14 protein-coding genes are annotated in these 18,105 nt (G+C 61.2%); 11 read left to right on the top strand and 3 right to left on the bottom strand.

The window, feature by feature from the left end; genetic code table 11:
• Positions 1–69: 69 nt before the first annotated feature.
• From ACYVHK_RS22650 to ACYVHK_RS22630, 5 genes are all read left to right on the top strand, one after another.
• Entirely contained in the window at positions 70–1,218 is a 1,149-nt protein-coding gene (locus tag ACYVHK_RS22650) for an FAD-dependent oxidoreductase (RefSeq protein WP_460536889.1), read from the top strand.
• A 17-nt stretch (positions 1,219–1,235) separates the two neighbouring features.
• Complete coding sequence (locus ACYVHK_RS22645) at positions 1,236–2,384, top strand: GNAT family N-acetyltransferase (protein ID WP_460536887.1); 1,149 nt, start codon at positions 1,236–1,238, stop codon at positions 2,382–2,384.
• Positions 2,385–2,435: 51 nt separating this feature from the next.
• Complete coding sequence (locus ACYVHK_RS22640) at positions 2,436–3,359, top strand: alpha/beta hydrolase family protein (RefSeq protein WP_460536885.1); 924 nt, start codon at positions 2,436–2,438, stop codon at positions 3,357–3,359.
• Between the two features lie 398 nt (positions 3,360–3,757).
• Positions 3,758–6,151: a DUF1631 domain-containing protein gene (locus ACYVHK_RS22635; RefSeq protein WP_460536883.1), complete on the top strand. Its 2,394-nt coding sequence runs from the start codon at positions 3,758–3,760 to the stop codon at positions 6,149–6,151.
• Between the two features lie 84 nt (positions 6,152–6,235).
• Positions 6,236–7,132, top strand: coding sequence for an alpha/beta fold hydrolase (locus tag ACYVHK_RS22630; protein ID WP_460536881.1), 897 nt, complete (start codon positions 6,236–6,238; stop codon positions 7,130–7,132).
• On the opposite strand, the gene serB is transcribed toward ACYVHK_RS22630, so the two are convergent.
• Genes serB through ACYVHK_RS22615 form a run of 3 tightly spaced genes read right to left on the bottom strand, consistent with a single transcriptional unit; the run spans position 7,133 to position 9,898 of the window.
• Positions 7,133–7,987, bottom strand: coding sequence for a phosphoserine phosphatase SerB (serB, locus tag ACYVHK_RS22625; protein WP_460536879.1), 855 nt, complete (start codon positions 7,985–7,987; stop codon positions 7,133–7,135).
• Between the two features lie 2 nt (positions 7,988–7,989).
• Positions 7,990–8,667: an ABC transporter ATP-binding protein gene (gene lolD / locus ACYVHK_RS22620; RefSeq protein ID WP_460536877.1), complete on the bottom strand. Its 678-nt coding sequence runs from the start codon at positions 8,665–8,667 to the stop codon at positions 7,990–7,992.
• Entirely contained in the window at positions 8,660–9,898 is a 1,239-nt protein-coding gene (locus ACYVHK_RS22615; protein ID WP_460536875.1) for a lipoprotein-releasing ABC transporter permease subunit, read from the bottom strand. The genes lolD and ACYVHK_RS22615 overlap by 8 nt, the downstream gene beginning before the upstream one ends.
• Positions 9,899–10,086: 188 nt before the next feature.
• On the opposite strand from ACYVHK_RS22615, the gene ACYVHK_RS22610 reads away from it, so the two are divergent.
• The 6 genes from ACYVHK_RS22610 (at position 10,087) to lysS (ending at position 18,020) form a co-directional block, all read left to right on the top strand.
• Complete coding sequence (locus ACYVHK_RS22610) at positions 10,087–11,682, top strand: hypothetical protein (protein ID WP_460536873.1); 1,596 nt, start codon at positions 10,087–10,089, stop codon at positions 11,680–11,682.
• Complete coding sequence (locus tag ACYVHK_RS22605; RefSeq protein WP_460536871.1) at positions 11,682–12,695, top strand: hypothetical protein; 1,014 nt, start codon at positions 11,682–11,684, stop codon at positions 12,693–12,695. The genes ACYVHK_RS22610 and ACYVHK_RS22605 overlap by 1 nt, the downstream gene beginning before the upstream one ends.
• A 58-nt stretch (positions 12,696–12,753) precedes the next feature.
• Positions 12,754–14,457: a single-stranded-DNA-specific exonuclease RecJ gene (gene recJ, locus ACYVHK_RS22600; protein WP_460536869.1), complete on the top strand. Its 1,704-nt coding sequence runs from the start codon at positions 12,754–12,756 to the stop codon at positions 14,455–14,457.
• Positions 14,450–15,211 (top strand): 23S rRNA (guanosine(2251)-2'-O)-methyltransferase RlmB, encoded by a 762-nt coding sequence (gene rlmB, locus ACYVHK_RS22595; RefSeq protein WP_460536867.1) that lies wholly within the window; start codon positions 14,450–14,452, stop codon positions 15,209–15,211. The genes recJ and rlmB overlap by 8 nt, the downstream gene beginning before the upstream one ends.
• A 164-nt stretch (positions 15,212–15,375) precedes the next feature.
• Positions 15,376–16,480, top strand: a protein-coding gene (gene prfB, locus ACYVHK_RS22590) for a peptide chain release factor 2 (RefSeq protein WP_460536864.1) whose coding sequence is annotated in 2 segments (ribosomal slippage) — positions 15,376–15,456 and positions 15,458–16,480 — 1,104 coding nt in all. Because the reading frame shifts where the segments join, the coding sequence is not laid out codon by codon here.
• A 34-nt stretch (positions 16,481–16,514) separates the two neighbouring features.
• On the top strand, positions 16,515–18,020 hold the full coding sequence (lysS, locus tag ACYVHK_RS22585; protein WP_460536862.1) for a lysine--tRNA ligase: 1,506 nt from the start codon (positions 16,515–16,517) through the stop codon (positions 18,018–18,020).
• Positions 18,021–18,105 lie beyond the last annotated feature (85 nt).

The following is an 18,105-nucleotide window of genomic DNA, read 5'->3' as shown; positions in this document are numbered from 1 at the left end:
GGCCAGACAGCTTGCCCGGTGGGTCCCACCGGGCAGTTTCGTTTCAACGCCTCACACCACGGAGCCTTCATGGCTGCACCCATTACATTGATCGGTTCCGGGCTCGCCGCCTACAACCTGGCGCGCGAGCTGCGCAAGCAGGCACCGGATGCCGACCTGCGCATCGTGACCGCCGACGCCGGCGACTTCTACTCCAAGCCCATGTTGTCCAATGGCCTGGTAGCCAATAAGACGGCGGCGCAACTGGCGATGAAACCCGCCAGCAAGATGGCGGAAGAGTTGCGTGCAGACCTGCTCACCCACACCCGGGTAAGCGCCATTGATCGCGACCGCAAGGAGATCGTAACGCCTGAGGGGAATCTGCCGTACAGCCAGTTGGTCCTGGCCTTGGGCGCGGACTCCATCAGTCCGCCCTTGAGCGGCAGCGGGGCCGCCGAGGTACTGCGAGTCAATGATCTTGCCGACTATGAACGCTACCGAGCCGCACTGGCGGGCAAGCAACGGGTCATCCTGCTCGGCGGTGGCCTGATCGGCTGCGAGTTCGCCAATGATCTGGCGGCAACCGGCCACGCGGTCGAGGTGGTGGATATTGCCGGCTGGCCCCTGTCACGCCTGCTGCCGGAAGCCGCAGGGCGCTGGATGGAGCACAGGCTGACCGAAGCGGGCGTGCGCTTTCATTGGCAAACGACGGTGAGCGCCGTGGAGCGGGAAGGGGATGGCTATCTCGTGCATTGCACGGATGGCGAGGCACTTCAGGGTGACCTGATCATGTCTGCCCTTGGTTTGCGGCCGCGTATTGAATTGGCGCAGGCGGCCGGCCTACAGACCGGCAGGGGCATCCTGGTCGACCGGCAGTTGCGCACCAGCGACCCGGATATTTTTGCATTGGGTGATTGCGCCGAAGTCGCTGGCCATGTCCTGCCCTTCGTGCTGCCCATCATGCAGGCGACCCGGGCACTCGGTGGCATTCTCGCCGGACAGGCCGCAACGCTGTCCTACCCGTCGATGCCTGTCATAGTGAAGACGCCCGCCTGTCCGGCCGTGATTGCACCACCGGTAGACAGCAATGCCGGCAGCTGGCATGTAGAAGCCGATACGGAAGGACTGCGGGCCTTGTTCAAGGATGCGGCCGGCCAGTTGCTTGGTTTGGTCCTGCTGGGCGCGGCCACCAAGGAGCGCCAAACCTATGCGCCCCAGTTGCCGGCCATTCTTGCGTGACAGGCCAGGATAGCCCCATGAGCCAGGCAACATCCGGAGCGACACGGGAAGCTCGCTTCCTCGATAGTATCCATCAGATCCCGGCAGTACAGTGGGACGACCTGGCGGGCTCGCAGCCTTTCCTGCGACATGCCTTCCTGCTGGCCCTGGAAGAAACAGGCTGCATAGGCAGCGATACCGGCTGGCAGCCCTTGTATGCAACGCTTTACGAAGGGGAGCAGTTGATCGCCGCCATACCGCTCTACCTGAAGTATCACTCCTGGGGCGAGTATGTTTTCGACTGGGCATGGGCCGACGCCAGCGAGCGGGCAGGGCTGAACTACTACCCCAAGCTGCTGGCCGCCATTCCCTTTACTCCGGTACCGGGCAGCAGACTCCTGGCACATCGTGCCGACGCTGCCGCAACCTTGCTGCGAGCCGTACTGTTGATGGTCAAGACCGCAGGGTTGTCCGGTTTTCATTGTCTCTTCCCTGCCCGCGACGAGCAGGCTCATTATGAGCAGGCAGGCCTGCTATGCCGGCAAAGCGTGCAGTTCCATTGGATAAACCGCGGTTATGACAGCTACGAGGCGTTCCTGTCCGCCCTGAATCACGACAAGCGCAAGAAGCTCAGGCAGGAGCGACGCAAGGTGGCTGACGCCGGCATCCGGGTAGTGCGCAAGACCGGCAGGGACATTACGGCAGCCGACTGGGCCTTTTTTGACCGCTGCTACCAGCATACCTACCGCGCGCACCGCTCTACGCCCTATCTGAATCTGGATTTCTTCAAGCAACTGGGTAACGCCATGCCTGGGCATTGCCTGCTGGTCCTGGCCTATCGAGGGGAGGAGCCCATCGCAGCGGCCTTGAACCTGTTCGATGAACAGCGCCTGTATGGCCGCTACTGGGGAGCGCTGGAATATGTTCCCAGCCTGCATTTCGAGCTTTGCTACCACCAGGGCATCGAATTTGCGATCGAACGCGGACTCGCGGCATTCGAGGGGGGGGCGCAAGGTGAGCACAAGCTGGCGCGAGGCTTTGAAGCAGTGGGCACCCAATCCTGGCACTGGCTGGCCAACCCCCAGCTTGCCAAAGCGGTAGGTCGCTTCCTGGAGAGGGAAAGCGAGGGGATGAACCACTACCTCGATGAACTGGACGAGCGCGCACCTTATCGCGCACTTGAGTAGCCCTCGGCCTGCCAGTAGCATGAAATCAACCAAATGCTTGCTTGAATCCGAATGACTACTGATCTGCCCGTCGACCAGCAATCTCTTTTTGTCACCGTCAGCGATGGTGCGCAGTTGCACTTGCGCCGTATCCGTTCTAGCGCAACTGGCCCCGCAGTGCTGATGCTGCACGGTGCCGTCGCCAACGCCCGGACGTTTTACAGCGAAAGGGGCAAAGGCCTCGGCCCCTGGCTGGCTCAGCGCGGGTACGATGTCTACGTTCTGGATCTTCGGGGCAGGGGGCTTTCAGTCCCCAAGATTGCCCCTGGCGCCCGTCACGGCCAGACGGAGAGCATCGTGGAGGACATTCCGGCCGCCCTGGCAGAGATCATCCGCCTACGGGGGGAGCAGGTTCCGCTATACCTGGTTGCCCACTCCTGGGGCGGCGTTCTACTGAGCGCCATGCTGGCACGCTATCCAGACTGGGCGGCAAGAGTCAGCGCCAGCGTATACCTCGGCAGCAAACGAAGCATACGGGTATGGAACTGGCACCGCCTTTATGAGATCGAACTCTTTTGGCAGCGTATCGCCGGCCTGCTGGCCAGTCTTAGCGGCTATCTGGCTGCGGCCCGATTGGGCATGGGGGCTGATGATGAAACCCGGCAGAGTCTCAGGCAAAGCCAACGATGGGTGAGGGAGGCCGACTGGCGCGATAGCCAGGATGGGTTCGACTATCAGGCGGCACTTCAGCGCGAACAGCCTGGCTTGCCACCCACCCTCTATCTGATAGGCGGGAACGATCCAGTACGCGGGCACGACAGGGACGTGCGCCGTTTTGCGGCGGAGTCAGGACCGCATGAACATCGGTTTGGTCTGCTCGCCAAGCGCGAAGGATTGAGTCGGGATTATGGTCATATTGACATGTTGACCCACCCCGAGGCCGAGCGGGAGGTCTATCCACAGGTGCTGGATTGGCTTGCACGCCACACTATTTGAGTTATCCACAGGCATTTTACATATAAAATGCCATAGTCATTTAATATCAACATACACTAAAGCACTAATAATCAAAGATATGCGATCATGTCCTGAGAAAATTTCTGCTGTGGTTGACGGCGTTTCGCCAAAAAATTAACATGAACTTATATTCCATTGTGATGTTCCATGGCGATGCTGTGCCAAACTCACAGGGGCGGATAGACAAGACATGGACGAATCTTGGCGATGCTAACATTCCCAGTAGAGGGAAATAGCTGACCAGGAACGCGTGGGAGCGGGTAATGAGCGCGGCCGGATTGAATCTTTCACCAGAAACCAGCGCAGGTACGGCACAAGCCCGGCCTGCGGTTGCCACACGTCCAAGCGCGATGAGCCAAAAACCAGAATCCCTCACCATGTTGACATCCTGCCGGGACCTCGCAGCGGACCTGCTGTCCAAGTCGCTGGTGACGATGCTCGACAAGATCGAAGAATCGCTGTTTGAGCTTGCCGACAAGGCGCTGGACAGGGAATCCTACAACCTCTACATGGAGGCCCGCGGACAAGCCCAGAGCAAGCGCAGTGAAATTGAGATGGAATTCCGCCGCCGCTTTGTGGAAGGGTTCAACCGGACCATCGACGGCGGTAAGTCCGACACAAGCAGCTTCGACAATCTGGATTTCGACAATCTGGAGCTGTCGCTGATTGGTCATGATGACTACGAGGAAGACCTTGCCGTCACTAATATCACGACCAAGCTGAAGACCAAGCTCGGTGATGACCTGAACGCGTTGAACTTCCGCATGGGCCACCTGATGCAGTTGCCGGAAGGTAGCCGCGAAGACAACCCCATGAACCCCCAAGCCGTTGTGGAGGCATTCCGCAGCGCCTGCATGAAGATCGAGTCGGACCTGAATGTCCGGCTGCTAGTCCTGAAGCAGTTCGAACAGCTCGCGGCCGAGAACGTACCTAACGTCTACCAGAACCTCAATCGCTTCCTGGTAGAGCGCAACATCATGCCGACGCTGCCCAAGGCCAGCGTCCGCCGTCGCGCCGGTTCGGCAGCGCGCCAGAATCCGGGTCAGAACAACGCGGGTGGCGCGCAGCAGGACAGCGGCCTGACGGCTGCCGAGCTGGCAAGCTACGCCAACCAGGTCGGCTTTGGATCAGGCGGCTTTGCCCCGGCACAAGCACCCAGCGGCGGTGAATTGCCCGCTTACGCCGTCGGCAACGAGCAGGAGTTGCTGTCCACGCTGCAGCAACTGCTGGCCTTCAACCAGGCCATGCAGGCGGCTCCAGCACAGGGCCAGGCCAACGCCCAGACGGCAACAGCCGATACGGCGCCCGCGCCGATGGCGCCGGCCTTCCTCGGCAACCTGGGCCAAAGCTTTCTGGATGCCTTGAATTTGCTGCAGCAAGGCCAGCTTGAAGGTGCGGTGGAAGATCCGGGTGAACTGGATGCCCAGGCGCTGACCGGCGGCACAGCCAATGTACTGCACCAGATCAAGACCACCAGCCTGGCTTCTTCGCTGGGGCACGTCGACGCCATGACCATCGACATTGTGGCCATGCTGTTCGACAATCTGTTTGACGACCGCAATATTCCGGGACCGATGAAAGCATTGATCGGCCGTCTGCAGATTCCGGTCCTCAAAGTGGCGATGCTGGATAGCAAGTTCTTCTCACGCAAGCAGCACCCTACCCGGCGCCTGCTTGATGCACTTGCCCAGGCAGCATTGGGCTGGGATGAGGCCGACGGCCTGGAAGACCGCCTGTACTGCAAGATTTCCGACATCGTCGAACGTATCGTGAACGAGTTCGACGAGAACATCGGCCTGTTCGACGAAGCCTTGGCCGATCTGGAAGGTTTCCTGGCCGAGGAAGAAAAACGTGCGGATTCCGGCGCAGAGGCGGCAGCAGCGGCCCTGATGGCGGAAGAGCGCAATGAGATGGCAACGCAGCAGGCCGCCCATGCCGTCAAGCAGAAGCTGGCTGCGGCAGGTGAATTGCCCGACCTCATCACCAATTTTGCTCATGTCCAGTGGCAGCAGGTACTCAAGCAAGCGGCCCTTGAACATGAAACCAACCCCGAAAGCTGGCCCAACGCCTTACAGGCGCTGGAGGACCTGTGCTGGAGCATTTCGCCCAAGGTTGGAGTGGAAGAGCGCCTGCGCCTGATCAACTTGCTGCCCAAACTGTTGCGCCGACTGGAACATGGCACCGAAGCGGCAGGTATTGATCGCGGTCTGCGTGAGGCATTCTTTGCCGAACTCGTCCACTGCCACGCCAATGCGATCAAGTCCGGCCTGAAGCCGGTCGAGCCGCAAACGGATATGCCGGTCGCCCCCTCCGCCGCGATCACGCCGCCTATCGCCTCCAGCGCAGCTATCGCCGCGCTGGCAGCCCAGGCTCCGCCACCACCCACAGCACCTAACGCCAATCTAGCCGACCTGCCTGCCCTGAACCTGGGCTCATCGGAAACGGGTTTCGAAATTACCGACGCCAACTGGGATGCCGGCCTAGACAAGTACCAGGACTATGACGACGTAGTGGCCAATCAGCTCAAGCGCGGCGCCTGGGTGGAGTTCCGCAAGGAAGATGGTTCGCTCAGCCGTGCGAAGCTCGCTTGGGTCAGCCCACGCAAGAGCCGCTACTTGTTCACCAACCGTCAGGGTGACAGCCTGGAATTCACACTGCTGGAACTGATTGCCCAGTTCAAGACCGGTGAAGTCAGCTTGATCGAGAGCGGCCCGTCGGTCGAACGTGCGGTCAGCGACATGATAGGCATGCTGCAACCCCAAGCAGCCTGAAGGCCCTGTCGCAAACCGTGATTATGCCCGCCTAGGCGGGCATAATCGCTTCTGCAGTCTGATCCCGTCCTCCTGGAATCCCTCATGCAGACAGCCTATATCCCGACCCATGCCCACCGCAGTGAAACGGTATTGCTGCGCGGCATGCACCATGGTTTGCGCCGCTGGGGCAGGGCAGGCGGAACACCGGTCATCTTGCTACACGGCTGGATGGATTGCGCCGCCACCTTTCAGTTCATGATCGATGCCGCCCCCGAAAAGCTGCTGGAGTACGAACTCATTGGTCTGGATTGGCGCGGATTCGGGCAAAGCGACTGGGCCGGCCAAAGCTACTATTTCCCCGATTATCTGGCTGACCTGGACGCCTTGCTGGATCAGGTGGCGCCGGAGAAGGCACTGACGCTGCTGGGTCACAGCATGGGCGGCATCGTGGCCTGTCTTTATGCCGGCATTCGCCCGGAGCGGATCAACAAGGTGCTTTCCCTGGAGGGCTTTGGCCTGCCGGCCACCCGGCCCGAACAAGCGCCGGCTCGCTATGTGCGCTGGCTGGATGAGGTCAGGCAGCCCCTGCCCGAGAAACCGATGCCGCATTTGACGGCGGTTGCCACTCGCCTGCAAAAGGTCAACCCGAGGCTACCCACGGACCATGCGCTCTGGCTGGCCGCCGAACTGGCGCACGGGGAGGGCGGCGACACACGCTACCGGGCGGACCCACGTCACAAATGGGTCAATCCCGTGCTGTACAGACTGGAAGAAGCGATGGCTTGCTGGCGGAATGCCAGCGCCGATGTGGTTTGGCTGGCCGGCGATGAGGCAAGGCTGCTGCACTGGCTGGGCGAAGACAAACCCCAGTTCGAGGCACGCCTGAGCTGCTTCAAGCGACTACGCTACGAGACGCTACCCGACTGCGGGCATAACCTTCACCATGATGCACCAGGTGCAGTATCTCAGTACCTGCTCGACCTGCTTGAGCAAGCCTGATCAGTCAAAGTAGCCCAGCACGCCATCCAAGCCGACCTGATCCAAGGCGTACGCCGCCTGAGCCCTGACGGCAGGCTTGGCGTGGCAGGCAACGCCATAGCCGGCCGCGGCCAGCATGGGCAGGTCGTTGGCACCATCGCCCAGTGCAATAACCTGATCAGGGCGCAGCCCCAGCTCCTCACGCAGGCGGACCAGCTCAGTCGCCTTCCGGGCTGCATCGACCACCTCACCCACCACCCGGCCAGTGAGCTTGCCGTCGATCACTTCCAATGTGTTGGCAATGGCCCGTGTCAGCCCCAGGCGTGCCTGCAGCCGCTCGGTAAAGAAGGTGAACCCGCCCGAAATCAGCAAGGTCTTGCAACCTGCCGCCTGCGCAGCCCGCAGCATGGTCTCAGCCCCTGGCATCAGCTTGAGGCGCTGCGTGTAGACAGCCTCCAAAGCCTGCTCCGGCAATCCCGCCAATAACGATACCCGCTCAAGCAAGCTCTGCCGGAAATCTAGCTCGCCGCGCATGGAACGCTCGGTAATTGCCGCAACCTGGGGCTTGATGCCCTGCATGTCGGCAATCTCGTCGATACACTCGATCGTGATCAACGTGGAATCCATATCCATCGCGATCAGGCCGATATCAGCCAGTCGGGCCCCCTGGGGAATGAAGGCGTAGTCATAACCCGCTTCCTGGCAGAACGCAGCCACCTCATCGCGGCGCGCCGGATCAGCAGGGGAAAGGCTGAATGCCTGGTGGGCAAGCTCACCGGGCCGGACCGCCACGATCTGGCGGGCGCCAGCCAGGAGGCTGAGGCGTTTCAGGTTCTGGGTGGCGACATCGGCCGCCTGGATGACGAGCTTGTACATATTCATTCTGCGATATGGAACCGGCCATCGGCCAGCGTCAGTACCCGGCCAGTGCGCGCAGCCAGTTCGATGTCATGCGTCACGATCACCAGCGCCGTACCGAGACGGTCATTCAACTCGAGCATCAGCTCATAGACCGCCTGCGCGGTATGGCGATCCAGATTACCCGTTGGCTCGTCGGCCAACAGGCAGGAAGGCTCGGTCACCAGTGCACGGGCAATGGCAGCGCGCTGCCGCTCCCCCCCCGACAGCTCACCCGGCTTGTGCCGCAGGCGATGCCCAAGGCCGACCTGCTCCAGCATGGCAGCGGCCTTGGCCTCCGCCTCCTGACGCGGACTGCGCCGTATCAGCAGCGGCATGGCGACATTCTCGAGCGCCGTGAACTCGGGCAGCAGATGATGGAACTGGTAGACAAAGCCCAACTGCCTGTTTCGCAAGGCACTACGTGCGGATTCCTTCAACGCGAACGGATCCTGGCCGGCAATTGCAACCGTGCCCGCACTCGGCGCATCCAGCGCACCCAGCAGATGCAGCAAAGTGCTCTTGCCCGAGCCCGAGCTGCCGACAATGGCGAGTTTTTCGGCCCTCGCCACATCCAAGTCGATGCCGTTCAATACCGGCACATCCAGGTCCGGGTAGGTCTTGGTCAACCCGCGGGCATGCAGGATCAGTTCACTCATAACGCAGGGCCTCTGCCGGATTGATGCGGGCAGCGCGCCAGCTAGGGTAGAGCGTCGCAGCGAACGCCAGGAACAGGGAGATGCAACCGATGAAGGTCACATCGGCAGGCAGGACTTCGCTCGGCAGTTCCGAGATCAGATACACCTGCGGCGACAAGACTTTCATGCCCAGCAGGGTCTCAAAGAAACCGACCACGGCGCCGACATTGGACGCAAGCAAGACGCCGCCCAGTACACCGACCACCGTTCCGACGATACCGATCGTGGCGCCCTGAATAACGAATATCTTGAGTATGCTGGCAGGCGACGCACCCAGCGTGCGGAGGATTGCGATATCCGCCTGCTTGTCCGTCACCGTCATCACCAGGCTCGATACCAGATTGAAGGCTGCGATGGCCACGATCAGCGTCAGGATCAGGAACATCATGCGTTTCTCGATCTGCACCGCACGGAAATAGTTGGCGTTCTCCATGGTCCAGTCACTGAGCACCAGCGACTGGTGGCTCGCCTGTATCCGACCGGCAAGTACAGGCGCCTGCATCGGATCGGCAATCTTCAGGCGGATGCCACTGACCTGATCACCCATGCGATAGAGCCGCTGCGCGTCCTGCAGGTTGATCAGGGCGAGACCCGCGTCATACTGATACATGATCTGGAACAAGCCCACGACGGTGAAAGTGCGCAGACGTGGCGCCATGCCCACTGGGGTGATATTGCCTTGCGAGACATATAGCGTCACCTTGTCACCCAGACCCACGCCAAGAGCCCGCGCCAACTCTTGGCCCAGGACGATATTGAACGCTCCCGGCTTCAAGGCATCAAGTTGGCCCGCTATGATATGCCGACCAAGCCCCGCGACCTGCTCCTCCAGTGCGGGCTCGATACCACGCACGATCGTGCCTTGCATCACGTCGCCATACGACACCAGCCCCTGCGCCTGAACATAGGGCGCGGTGGCACGGACCTCCGGCTCACGCTTCAAATCTGCGGCCACCGTAGGCCAGGCAGCCAGGCGACCGCCTTCTCCGCTGGCTTGCACATGGGAAGCCACTTCGAGAATGCGATCCCGAATCTCGCGCTGGAAACCATTCATGACCGACAGGACGGTAATCAGGGTAATGACGCCCAAGGCGATGCCAGCCATGGATGCGGCAGAAATAAAGGAGATAAATCCGTTCCGGCGCTTGGCGCGGGTGTAGCGCAGGCCGATCAGCCATTCAAAGGAATTCACACTGGACCACGAAGAGTAGGCGAGGGCGCAGTGTGCCACAGCGCTCCATGCGAACCAATGCCCGGACGGTCGGCTTTAGTCAGCAAGAACGCAACACCTGTGGTAAACCCCTAGCAGGGGGCACTTTGCTTTATTAACCATGTCTACTGCTAGACAGCTAAAATGCGGCGGTACCCAAGGTTGGCGAAATGATAGATACGTTAAAAAAACTGTTCGTCTTCGGCAGAGAGTCACGCCTTGAAATGGCCATCGCCACGATCGAAAGCGCTGCATCCTTGCCGCCCGTGCAAGCTATGCAGTCGATCAGCGAATGGCTGCAGCAGGAGCAAGGCAGAGCTGAGAATCGCAGCGACGGCCTGGTTGTGCTGCGAGGCATTGATGCCCACCTGCGCACCATTGTCGAAGGTGCCATGACCGGCATGCTGGAAGCCAAGAGCAACCATGCCCGCTTGAGCCTGCTGCTGCAGACGACCGTACCGATCTGTAGCGCCATCGTGGACGCCTATACCGATGCGATGCGGCGGGAGATGGTCGAACTTGGCCGCAAGCCTGCCAACACGCCCTTGCTGCAAATCTCAGTAGCAAACTGGCTGTACTGGATCGGTCGCGACCATGTGGTGCGCTTTGTCCGCGAGCCCAAAGCCGACCGCCTGCCGTGGCACGAGATCAAGCCCGCAGCCGAATTCGCCCTGGGGCTCAGCGGAACACTCACCTCCCGCATGGGGCGGCCGGATTCCGAAGCCGGCAAGCTGCAGAAGCAGCTTGCCCATCTAGTACTACTTTCCCGTACCTTGACCCAGGATCTGCAAGGCCGGCAGCTGCTGATCGCCGACCGGGTGGCCGATGTACTGGCGAGCTTTATTCAGGTCAGCAGCCAACACTCGAGCCAGACACCGTTTGGACAGGCGAACGATGATGACAACCCGCCCACCGTGCTGACTCAGATGCCGACCAAGGCACGGCAGGATGGTCACGGACTGTTCTACGGCCTGGAAAAGACGGTGCTGGAACTCGTGGCACTTGAAAACCTGATTACGGCCCAGAACAAGGTGCCGCAAAAGATGGACCCGACCGGCCAGCTCGATGTCGCCGAAACCCTGGTTGTACTGAAACACCTGAAGAACCGCTGGACCGGGCGCGATATGAAGCGTCAGTCTGAGCGCAAGACCATTTCCGGCTCGCTGAGCCTGTGCTACGACTTCGGCGCCATCCGGCGCATGGTCGTACAGGCCACACAGAAGACCACCGTCCGCTCCAACGAGACGACCATAGAACGGGTATTGGTCGAAGACGTCAGCGCCACCGGCGTGGGCCTGAAGCTGCCCAAGCGCAGCAGTTGGGCCAAGGTAGGCATGCTGGTCGGCATCAAGACCGACAAGGACGTCAATTGGCGCATCGGCATGGTCAGGCGGGCCATTGTCCGCGGACACGATGACGTCATGGCGGGCATCCAGTTGCTGGCTCGGGATCCCGAATCCATCCGCATTACCCGCAAGGCCCAGGTATCCCAATGGGAAATGGTGACCGAGCACCATGCCTGGGACAACCTGCTCGGCATCTATCTCCGTCCCGACCCTTTGAATGGCAACCTTCACCTCCTGATCGTGGCGAAAGCCGAGCTCGAAATCGGCAAGACCTACGTTGCACCGGCAACGCGGGAAGGGGATATCGCCTTTCGCGTCATCTCTCAGCAGGAGCTGGGTGCCGACTGCGTGTTCTATCGTGTTGAGCGCCAGGCCGCGACACCTGCAGCTACGCCCAGCAAGCCGGAACCGAGCATCTGATGGCCCTGACCGTTGTACTGCCCGACCTGCGCTTCGTGCGGCAGCCCGCTTTCAATCCCGCGGCAGAACTTGCCTTGCCCGCACTTGCGACCCTGCTGGGCAAAGCCACCCAACAGGCCTTACCCGGCCTTGGCGCCGAGACATGGCTGCGTGATCAATTCAACGCTCGCCAGGCCGGCGCAGCGCGGCTCAGCATGGCCATTGATCATCCCAATGCGGAAGAAGGTCATTGGCTGCGCGCTGATCCGGTGTACCTGCGACCCGACCGGGATCGCGCGATCCTGTTCGATGCCAGCTACCTGCAGCTCGAACAAACCGAGGCCGACCAACTGGTCGCCGCACTGAACAAGCTCTATGTTGCCGATGGCTATCTCTTTGTCGCCGCCACGCCGAGCCGCTGGTACTTGCGCCTGCCCGATACCCCCGACCTGCAGACCACCAGCCTGGCCGACGTTACCGGCCAGGACATACATGCCCATTTACCCAAGGGCCCCCGGGCCTTGCATTGGCATCGGTTCCTGAACGAATTGCAGATGCTGCTCTACACCCAGTCCGTCAACGACCAGCGCGAACAGGCGGGTAAACCCGCCGTGAATTCGATCTGGCTTTGGGGGGAGGGCGAAGCACTGCCCCCGGCACAAACGGTATACCGGCACGTACTGGCTGATGATGTCCTGGCGCAAGGGCTGGCCCTTGCTGCCGGCGTACCCTATGCCGTACTGCCCTCACGCCTCCAGGCCGAGCACGGTGACAACACGCTGGTCTGGCTCGACGCCTTGAGCCGACCGGCCAAGCAGGGCGACCTGCATGGCTGGCGTGATCAGCTTGAAGCACTCGAACGTAGCTGGTTCCAGCCCTTGCTGGACGCATGGAAAGCAGGACAGATCAAGGAGTTGACCCTTGTCCTGCCAGGCAGCAACCAGACCCTGCAGGCCACGCTGGGCGGGGCGGAGCGCTGGAAGTGGTGGCGTCGCCCCGTCAATATCGCCGATCGGCTGGCCGAACCCGCCTAATGGCAAGGTACCGGTATCTGGTACCTTGCCGCTCTCTTGCCTGGCCTATCCTGACTCAATGCATATTCTGACACGCCCTGTCCCATCCGCCGCCGAGCACGCCCTGCTGGCCGCCGGCCTGCATCCGATCGAGGCGCGTATCTACGCTGCTCGTGGCATAGCCGCCATCGAAGAGCTAGAGGCCGAATTCAAGCATCTGCTTCCTACTGATGGACTCAAAGGCGTGTCGGCGCTGGCGGCGCGCCTCGCAGACGCCATCAAGGCCCAGGAACCCATCCTGATCGTCGCGGACTACGACGCCGACGGCGCCACCGCCTGCTCCGTCGGCATGCGCGGGCTGCGCATGCTGGGTGCCGTAGTGGATTTCCTGGTGCCCAACCGTTTCGAGTATGGCTACGGCCTGACGCCAGAGATTGTCGATCTGGCTGCGGCCAAGAGCGCGAAGCTGATCGTTACCGTCGACAACGGCATTGCCAGCGTCGCCGGGGTGGAACGCGCGCAACAACTGGGTATGGAGGTGCTCATCACCGATCACCACTTGCCAGGGGATACCTTGCCGGCAACGATGATCGTGAACCCCAATCAGCCCGGCTGTCACTTTGCCAGCAAGCATCTGGCTGGCGTAGGTGTCATGTTCTACGTCCTGCTAGGCCTGCGTGCCGAGTTGCGCCAACGCGGTGTGTTTGGCGAGGGTAGCGGCCCCAATCTGGCCTGCCTGCTTGATCTCGTGGCACTCGGCACCGTGGCCGATGTCGTCAAGCTCGATGCCAACAACCGCATCCTGGTCGAACAGGGGCTCAAGCGCATCCGGCAGGGCAAGGCTTGCGTGGGCATACAGGCCCTCTATCAGGCCGCGGGCCGCGAGGCACGTCGCGCCAGCGCATTTGACCTGGGCTTCATGCTCGGGCCACGCCTGAATGCTGCCGGTCGCCTGGACGACATGAGCCTGGGCATCGCCTGCCTGACAACGGATGACACCGAGGCCGCGCTGGCAATGGCAAGGGAGCTGGACCAGCTCAACCGGGAGCGGCGTGGCATTGAGGCAGAGATGCAGGATATCGCCCAGGCCAAGCTGGAGCAGATTGCAGTGGGCGACCGGTACAGCCTGACGGTATTCGACCCAGATTTTCACCAGGGGGTAGTGGGCCTGGTCGCCAGCCGACTGAAGGACAAGCACCACCGCCCGACCATCGTCTTCGCGGAAGGCCTGTCCGGCGAAATCAAGGGTTCAGGACGATCCATACCCGGCCTGCACCTGCGCGATGCGCTCGACCTGGTCTCCAAGCGGGAGCCGGCACTGATCGCGAAGTTCGGTGGCCACGCCATGGCGGCGGGGTTGACCCTGACAACCGCCGACGGCCTTGAGATGTTTCGCCAGACATTCGAGGCAGTCTGCCGCGAGCTGATCGCCGAAAGCGCACTGACGCGTACCGTGGAAACCGATGGCGAGCTGGATGCCCGGACCATGAACATGGATCTGGCTGAACGGCTGGATTGCCGGGTCTGGGGCCAGGGTTTCCCCGCCCCCCGATTCATCGGTCATTTCCGCGTCTGCAAGCAGCGTATCGTCGGCGAGAAACACCTGAAGCTCGAACTACAAGGGCAGGGCGGCCAATTGTTCGACGCCATGTACTTCCAACGCGCCGAACCGCTACCCGAGCGTATCGAGGCGGTCTATCAACTTTCCGTCAACGAGTGGCAGGGCAGGCGCAGTCTGCAGCTACTGGTTGATCATGCATTCGAGGACAAAAAAAATGGCTAATACCCGCGTACTCCATGGCTTTCATGCCGTCACCGCACGATTGTCCCGGCTGCCCGACAGCGTCCTGGAACTGTATGTCGCCAAGGAACGGCACGACCCCCGCATGCACGATCTGCTGAAGCTGGCAGAGCACACCGGCGTACGCCTGATCCCTGCCGACGCAAAACGGCTCGACGGCTTGACCGGGCACCATCGCCACCAAGGTGTCGCAGCGGTGATCGACGCGACCAAGACCTTCCTGGCCCTGGAGGATGTACTTGAGGATCTGAACGAGCCGCCGCTGATTCTCATCCTGGATGGCATTACCGATCCGCACAACCTGGGCGCCTGCCTGCGGGTTGCCGATGCGATGGGCGTGCATGCCGTGGTGGCCCCCAAGGACAAATCCGTCGGCATCAATGCCACGGTCTCCAAGGTAGCCTGCGGCGCGGCCGAGGTCGTGCCCTACATCGTCGTAACCAACCTGGCCCGCAGCCTGCGGGAGATGAAGGATGCCGGCATCTGGATCGCCGGTACCGACATGGACGCCGATACCGATCTGTTCCACTTTGACCAGACCGGCCCACTGGCCTGGGTCATGGGTGCAGAGGGCGAGGGTATGCGCCGTCTGACGCGCGAGCATTGCGACATCCTGGTGAACATCCCGATGTTTGGCACCGTGGAAAGCCTGAATGTCTCCGTCGCCTCCGGCATGTGCGTGGCGGAAAGCCGGCGGCAGCGGGTGATTGCGGCCGAAGCTGCGCGCAAGGCCTGAACGCTGCCAAATACAGCCCCCCGCCGGCCCGATGCGACGCAATCGGGTTGGCAGGGCCGGCATCAGGTATAATTCCCGGTTTCCCCAAGACATCAGGGCCTTGGAAGGGCGATTCGCCGCGGTGAATCAGCACGACCTTGCGTCCCTACTAGCCGAGTCACGCCATGGAAGCCGAACGCCTCAATCAGATCGAGAACAGCATTGCCGACCTCGCCGCTCGTGGCGACGAGCTGCGGAGGTATCTTTGACTACCCTGGCAAAAAAGACCGGCTGGAAGAAGTAAGCCGACTGTCCGAGGACCCGGAGCTGTGGAACGACCCTAAGCGCGCCCAGGAAATCGGCAAGGAAAAGAAGCTGCTCGAGGCCGTGGTACTGGTACTGGACGAGATCGCCCAGACCGTTGCCGATAGCCGCGATCTGTTCGACATGGCCAAGCCGGAGTCGGACTGGGACACCATCGAGTCGGTCGCCAGCGACCTGGCCGAAGCCGAGACCCGGATTGCCGACCTGGAATTCCGCCGGATGTTCAGCAATCCGATGGACCCGAATGCCTGCTTTATCGACATCCAGTCCGGTGCCGGCGGCACTGAGGCGCAGGATTGGGCCGGCATGCTGATGCGCATGTATCTGCGCTACGGCGAACGCAAAGGCTTCAGCGTCGAGGTGATGGAAGAGTCCGAAGGTGAAGTTGCCGGCATCCAGAGCTGTACCCTCAAGCTCACCGGCGAATACGCCTATGGCTTCATGCGTACCGAAACTGGCGTGCATCGCCTGGTACGCGTCTCGCCGTTCGATTCGAATGCTCGCCGCCATACCTCGTTCTCCTCGGTGTTTGTCTATCCCGAAGTGGATGACAGCATTGAGATCGAGATTAATCCGGCCGACCTGCGCATCGATACCTATCGCGCCTCCGGTGCCGGCGGACAGCACATCAACAAGACCGACTCCGCCGTACGGATCACGCACAATCCGTCGGGTATCGTCGTGCAGTGCCAGAACGACCGCTCCCAGCACCGCAACAAGGACGAGGCCATGCAGATGCTGCGCGCCAAGCTGTATGAAGCGGAGCTGCGCAAGCGCATGGAAGCCCAGCAGTCGCTGGAAGCGGGCAAGTCCGATATCGGCTGGGGCCACCAGATCCGTTCCTACGTGTTCGACCAGAGCCGCGTCAAGGATCTGCGCACCAGCGTGGAAGTTGGCAACGTCAAGGGCGTGATGGACGGCGACCTGGATATCTTTATTGAAGCGAGCCTCAAGCAGGGCGTTTAAGATTCAAGAAAATCAGAGAGTTAACGAGCAAACCATGGCCGAACAAGAAAGCCCCCTCACCCTCGACGACAACCAATTGATGGCGGAACGACGCGCCAAGCTGGCGGAAATCCGCAAGCTCGGCCCGGCCTTCCCCAACGATTTCGAGCGCAAGCACCTTGCCGCCGACCTGCATGCCAATCACGATGGCGCAGAAAAGGAAGCGCTGGAGGCTGACAAGATAGAAGTCTCCGTCGCTGGCCGCATGATGCTGAAGCGGGTGATGGGCAAGGCTGCCTTTGCCACCTTGCAGGATGGCTCCGGTCGAATCCAGCTATACGTCTCGCTCGACCAGGTGGGTGAAACCGCCCTGGCAGGCTTCAAGACCTGGGACTTGGGCGATATCGTCGGTGCCAAGGGCTCGCTGATGAAGACCAAGACCGGCGAGTTGAGCGTCATGGTTACGGAGGTCCGTCTGCTGGCCAAGTCGCTGCGTCCGCTACCGGAGAAGTTCCACGGCATGACGGACCAGGAGCAGAAGTACCGCCAGCGTTATCTGGATCTGATCACCAACGAGCAGAGCCGCGAGACCTTTATCCGTCGCTCGAAGATCGTCCAGAAGGTCCGTGAAGTCATGGTCGACGAGGGTTACCTCGAAGTCGAGACCCCGATGATGCACCCGATCCCGGGCGGTGCTGCGGCCAAGCCATTCACCACGCACCACAACGCGCTCGATATGCCGCTGTATCTGCGCATCGCGCCGGAGCTGTATCTGAAACGGCTAGTCGTGGGCGGCATGGAGCGGGTATTCGAGATCAACCGGAACTTCCGCAATGAAGGCATGAGTACTCGCCACAATCCGGAATTCACCATGATGGAGTTCTACGAGGCCTATTGCGACTACCGTCGCATGATGAACCTCACCGAGCACGTCATTCGCGAATGCGCCCGCGCCGTGCATGGCCACGCGGTGATCGAGTATCAGGGCAAGGTCGTAGACCTGTCCAAGCCATTCGAGCGCCTGACCGTGGTACAGGCCATCATCAAGTACAACCCGCAATACAACGAAGCGCAGCTGAACGACCGCGTCTGGTTGAAGGGTGAGATCGAGCGTCTGGGTGGCAAGTCTTTCGCCACCAGCGGTGTTGCAGGCCTGCAGTTCAGCCTGTTCGAAGAAACCACCGAAACCAAGCTGTGGGACCCGACCTACATCATCGATTACCCGGTCGAGATTTCCCCGCTGGCACGTGGCTCGGATACTCGCCCAGGCATTACCGAGCGTTTCGAGTTGTTCGTCGTAGGCCGTGAACTGGCCAATGGCTTCTCCGAGCTGAACGATCCGGAAGACCAATCGGAACGCTTCCTCGATCAGGTTCGGCAAAAGGACGCCGGCGACGACGAAGCGATGCACTACGATGCCGACTATGTCCGGGCGCTGGAATACGGCATGCCACCAGCCGGTGGCTGCGGTATCGGCATTGACCGCATGGTGATGTTGCTGACCGACGCAGCTTCGATCCGTGACGTTATCCTGTTCCCGCAGATGCGCCGGGAAGACTGATACGGTTTCAGGCAAGGAGGCGCGGAATACCGCGCCTCTTTTGCTTCATGCCTCGCCAGTTCAACCACAGCCCCAGTCGATTACG

The sequence above is a fragment of the Chitinimonas naiadis genome (assembly GCF_054780835.1).
This window is presented reverse-complemented; position numbering and strand designations above follow the sequence as displayed.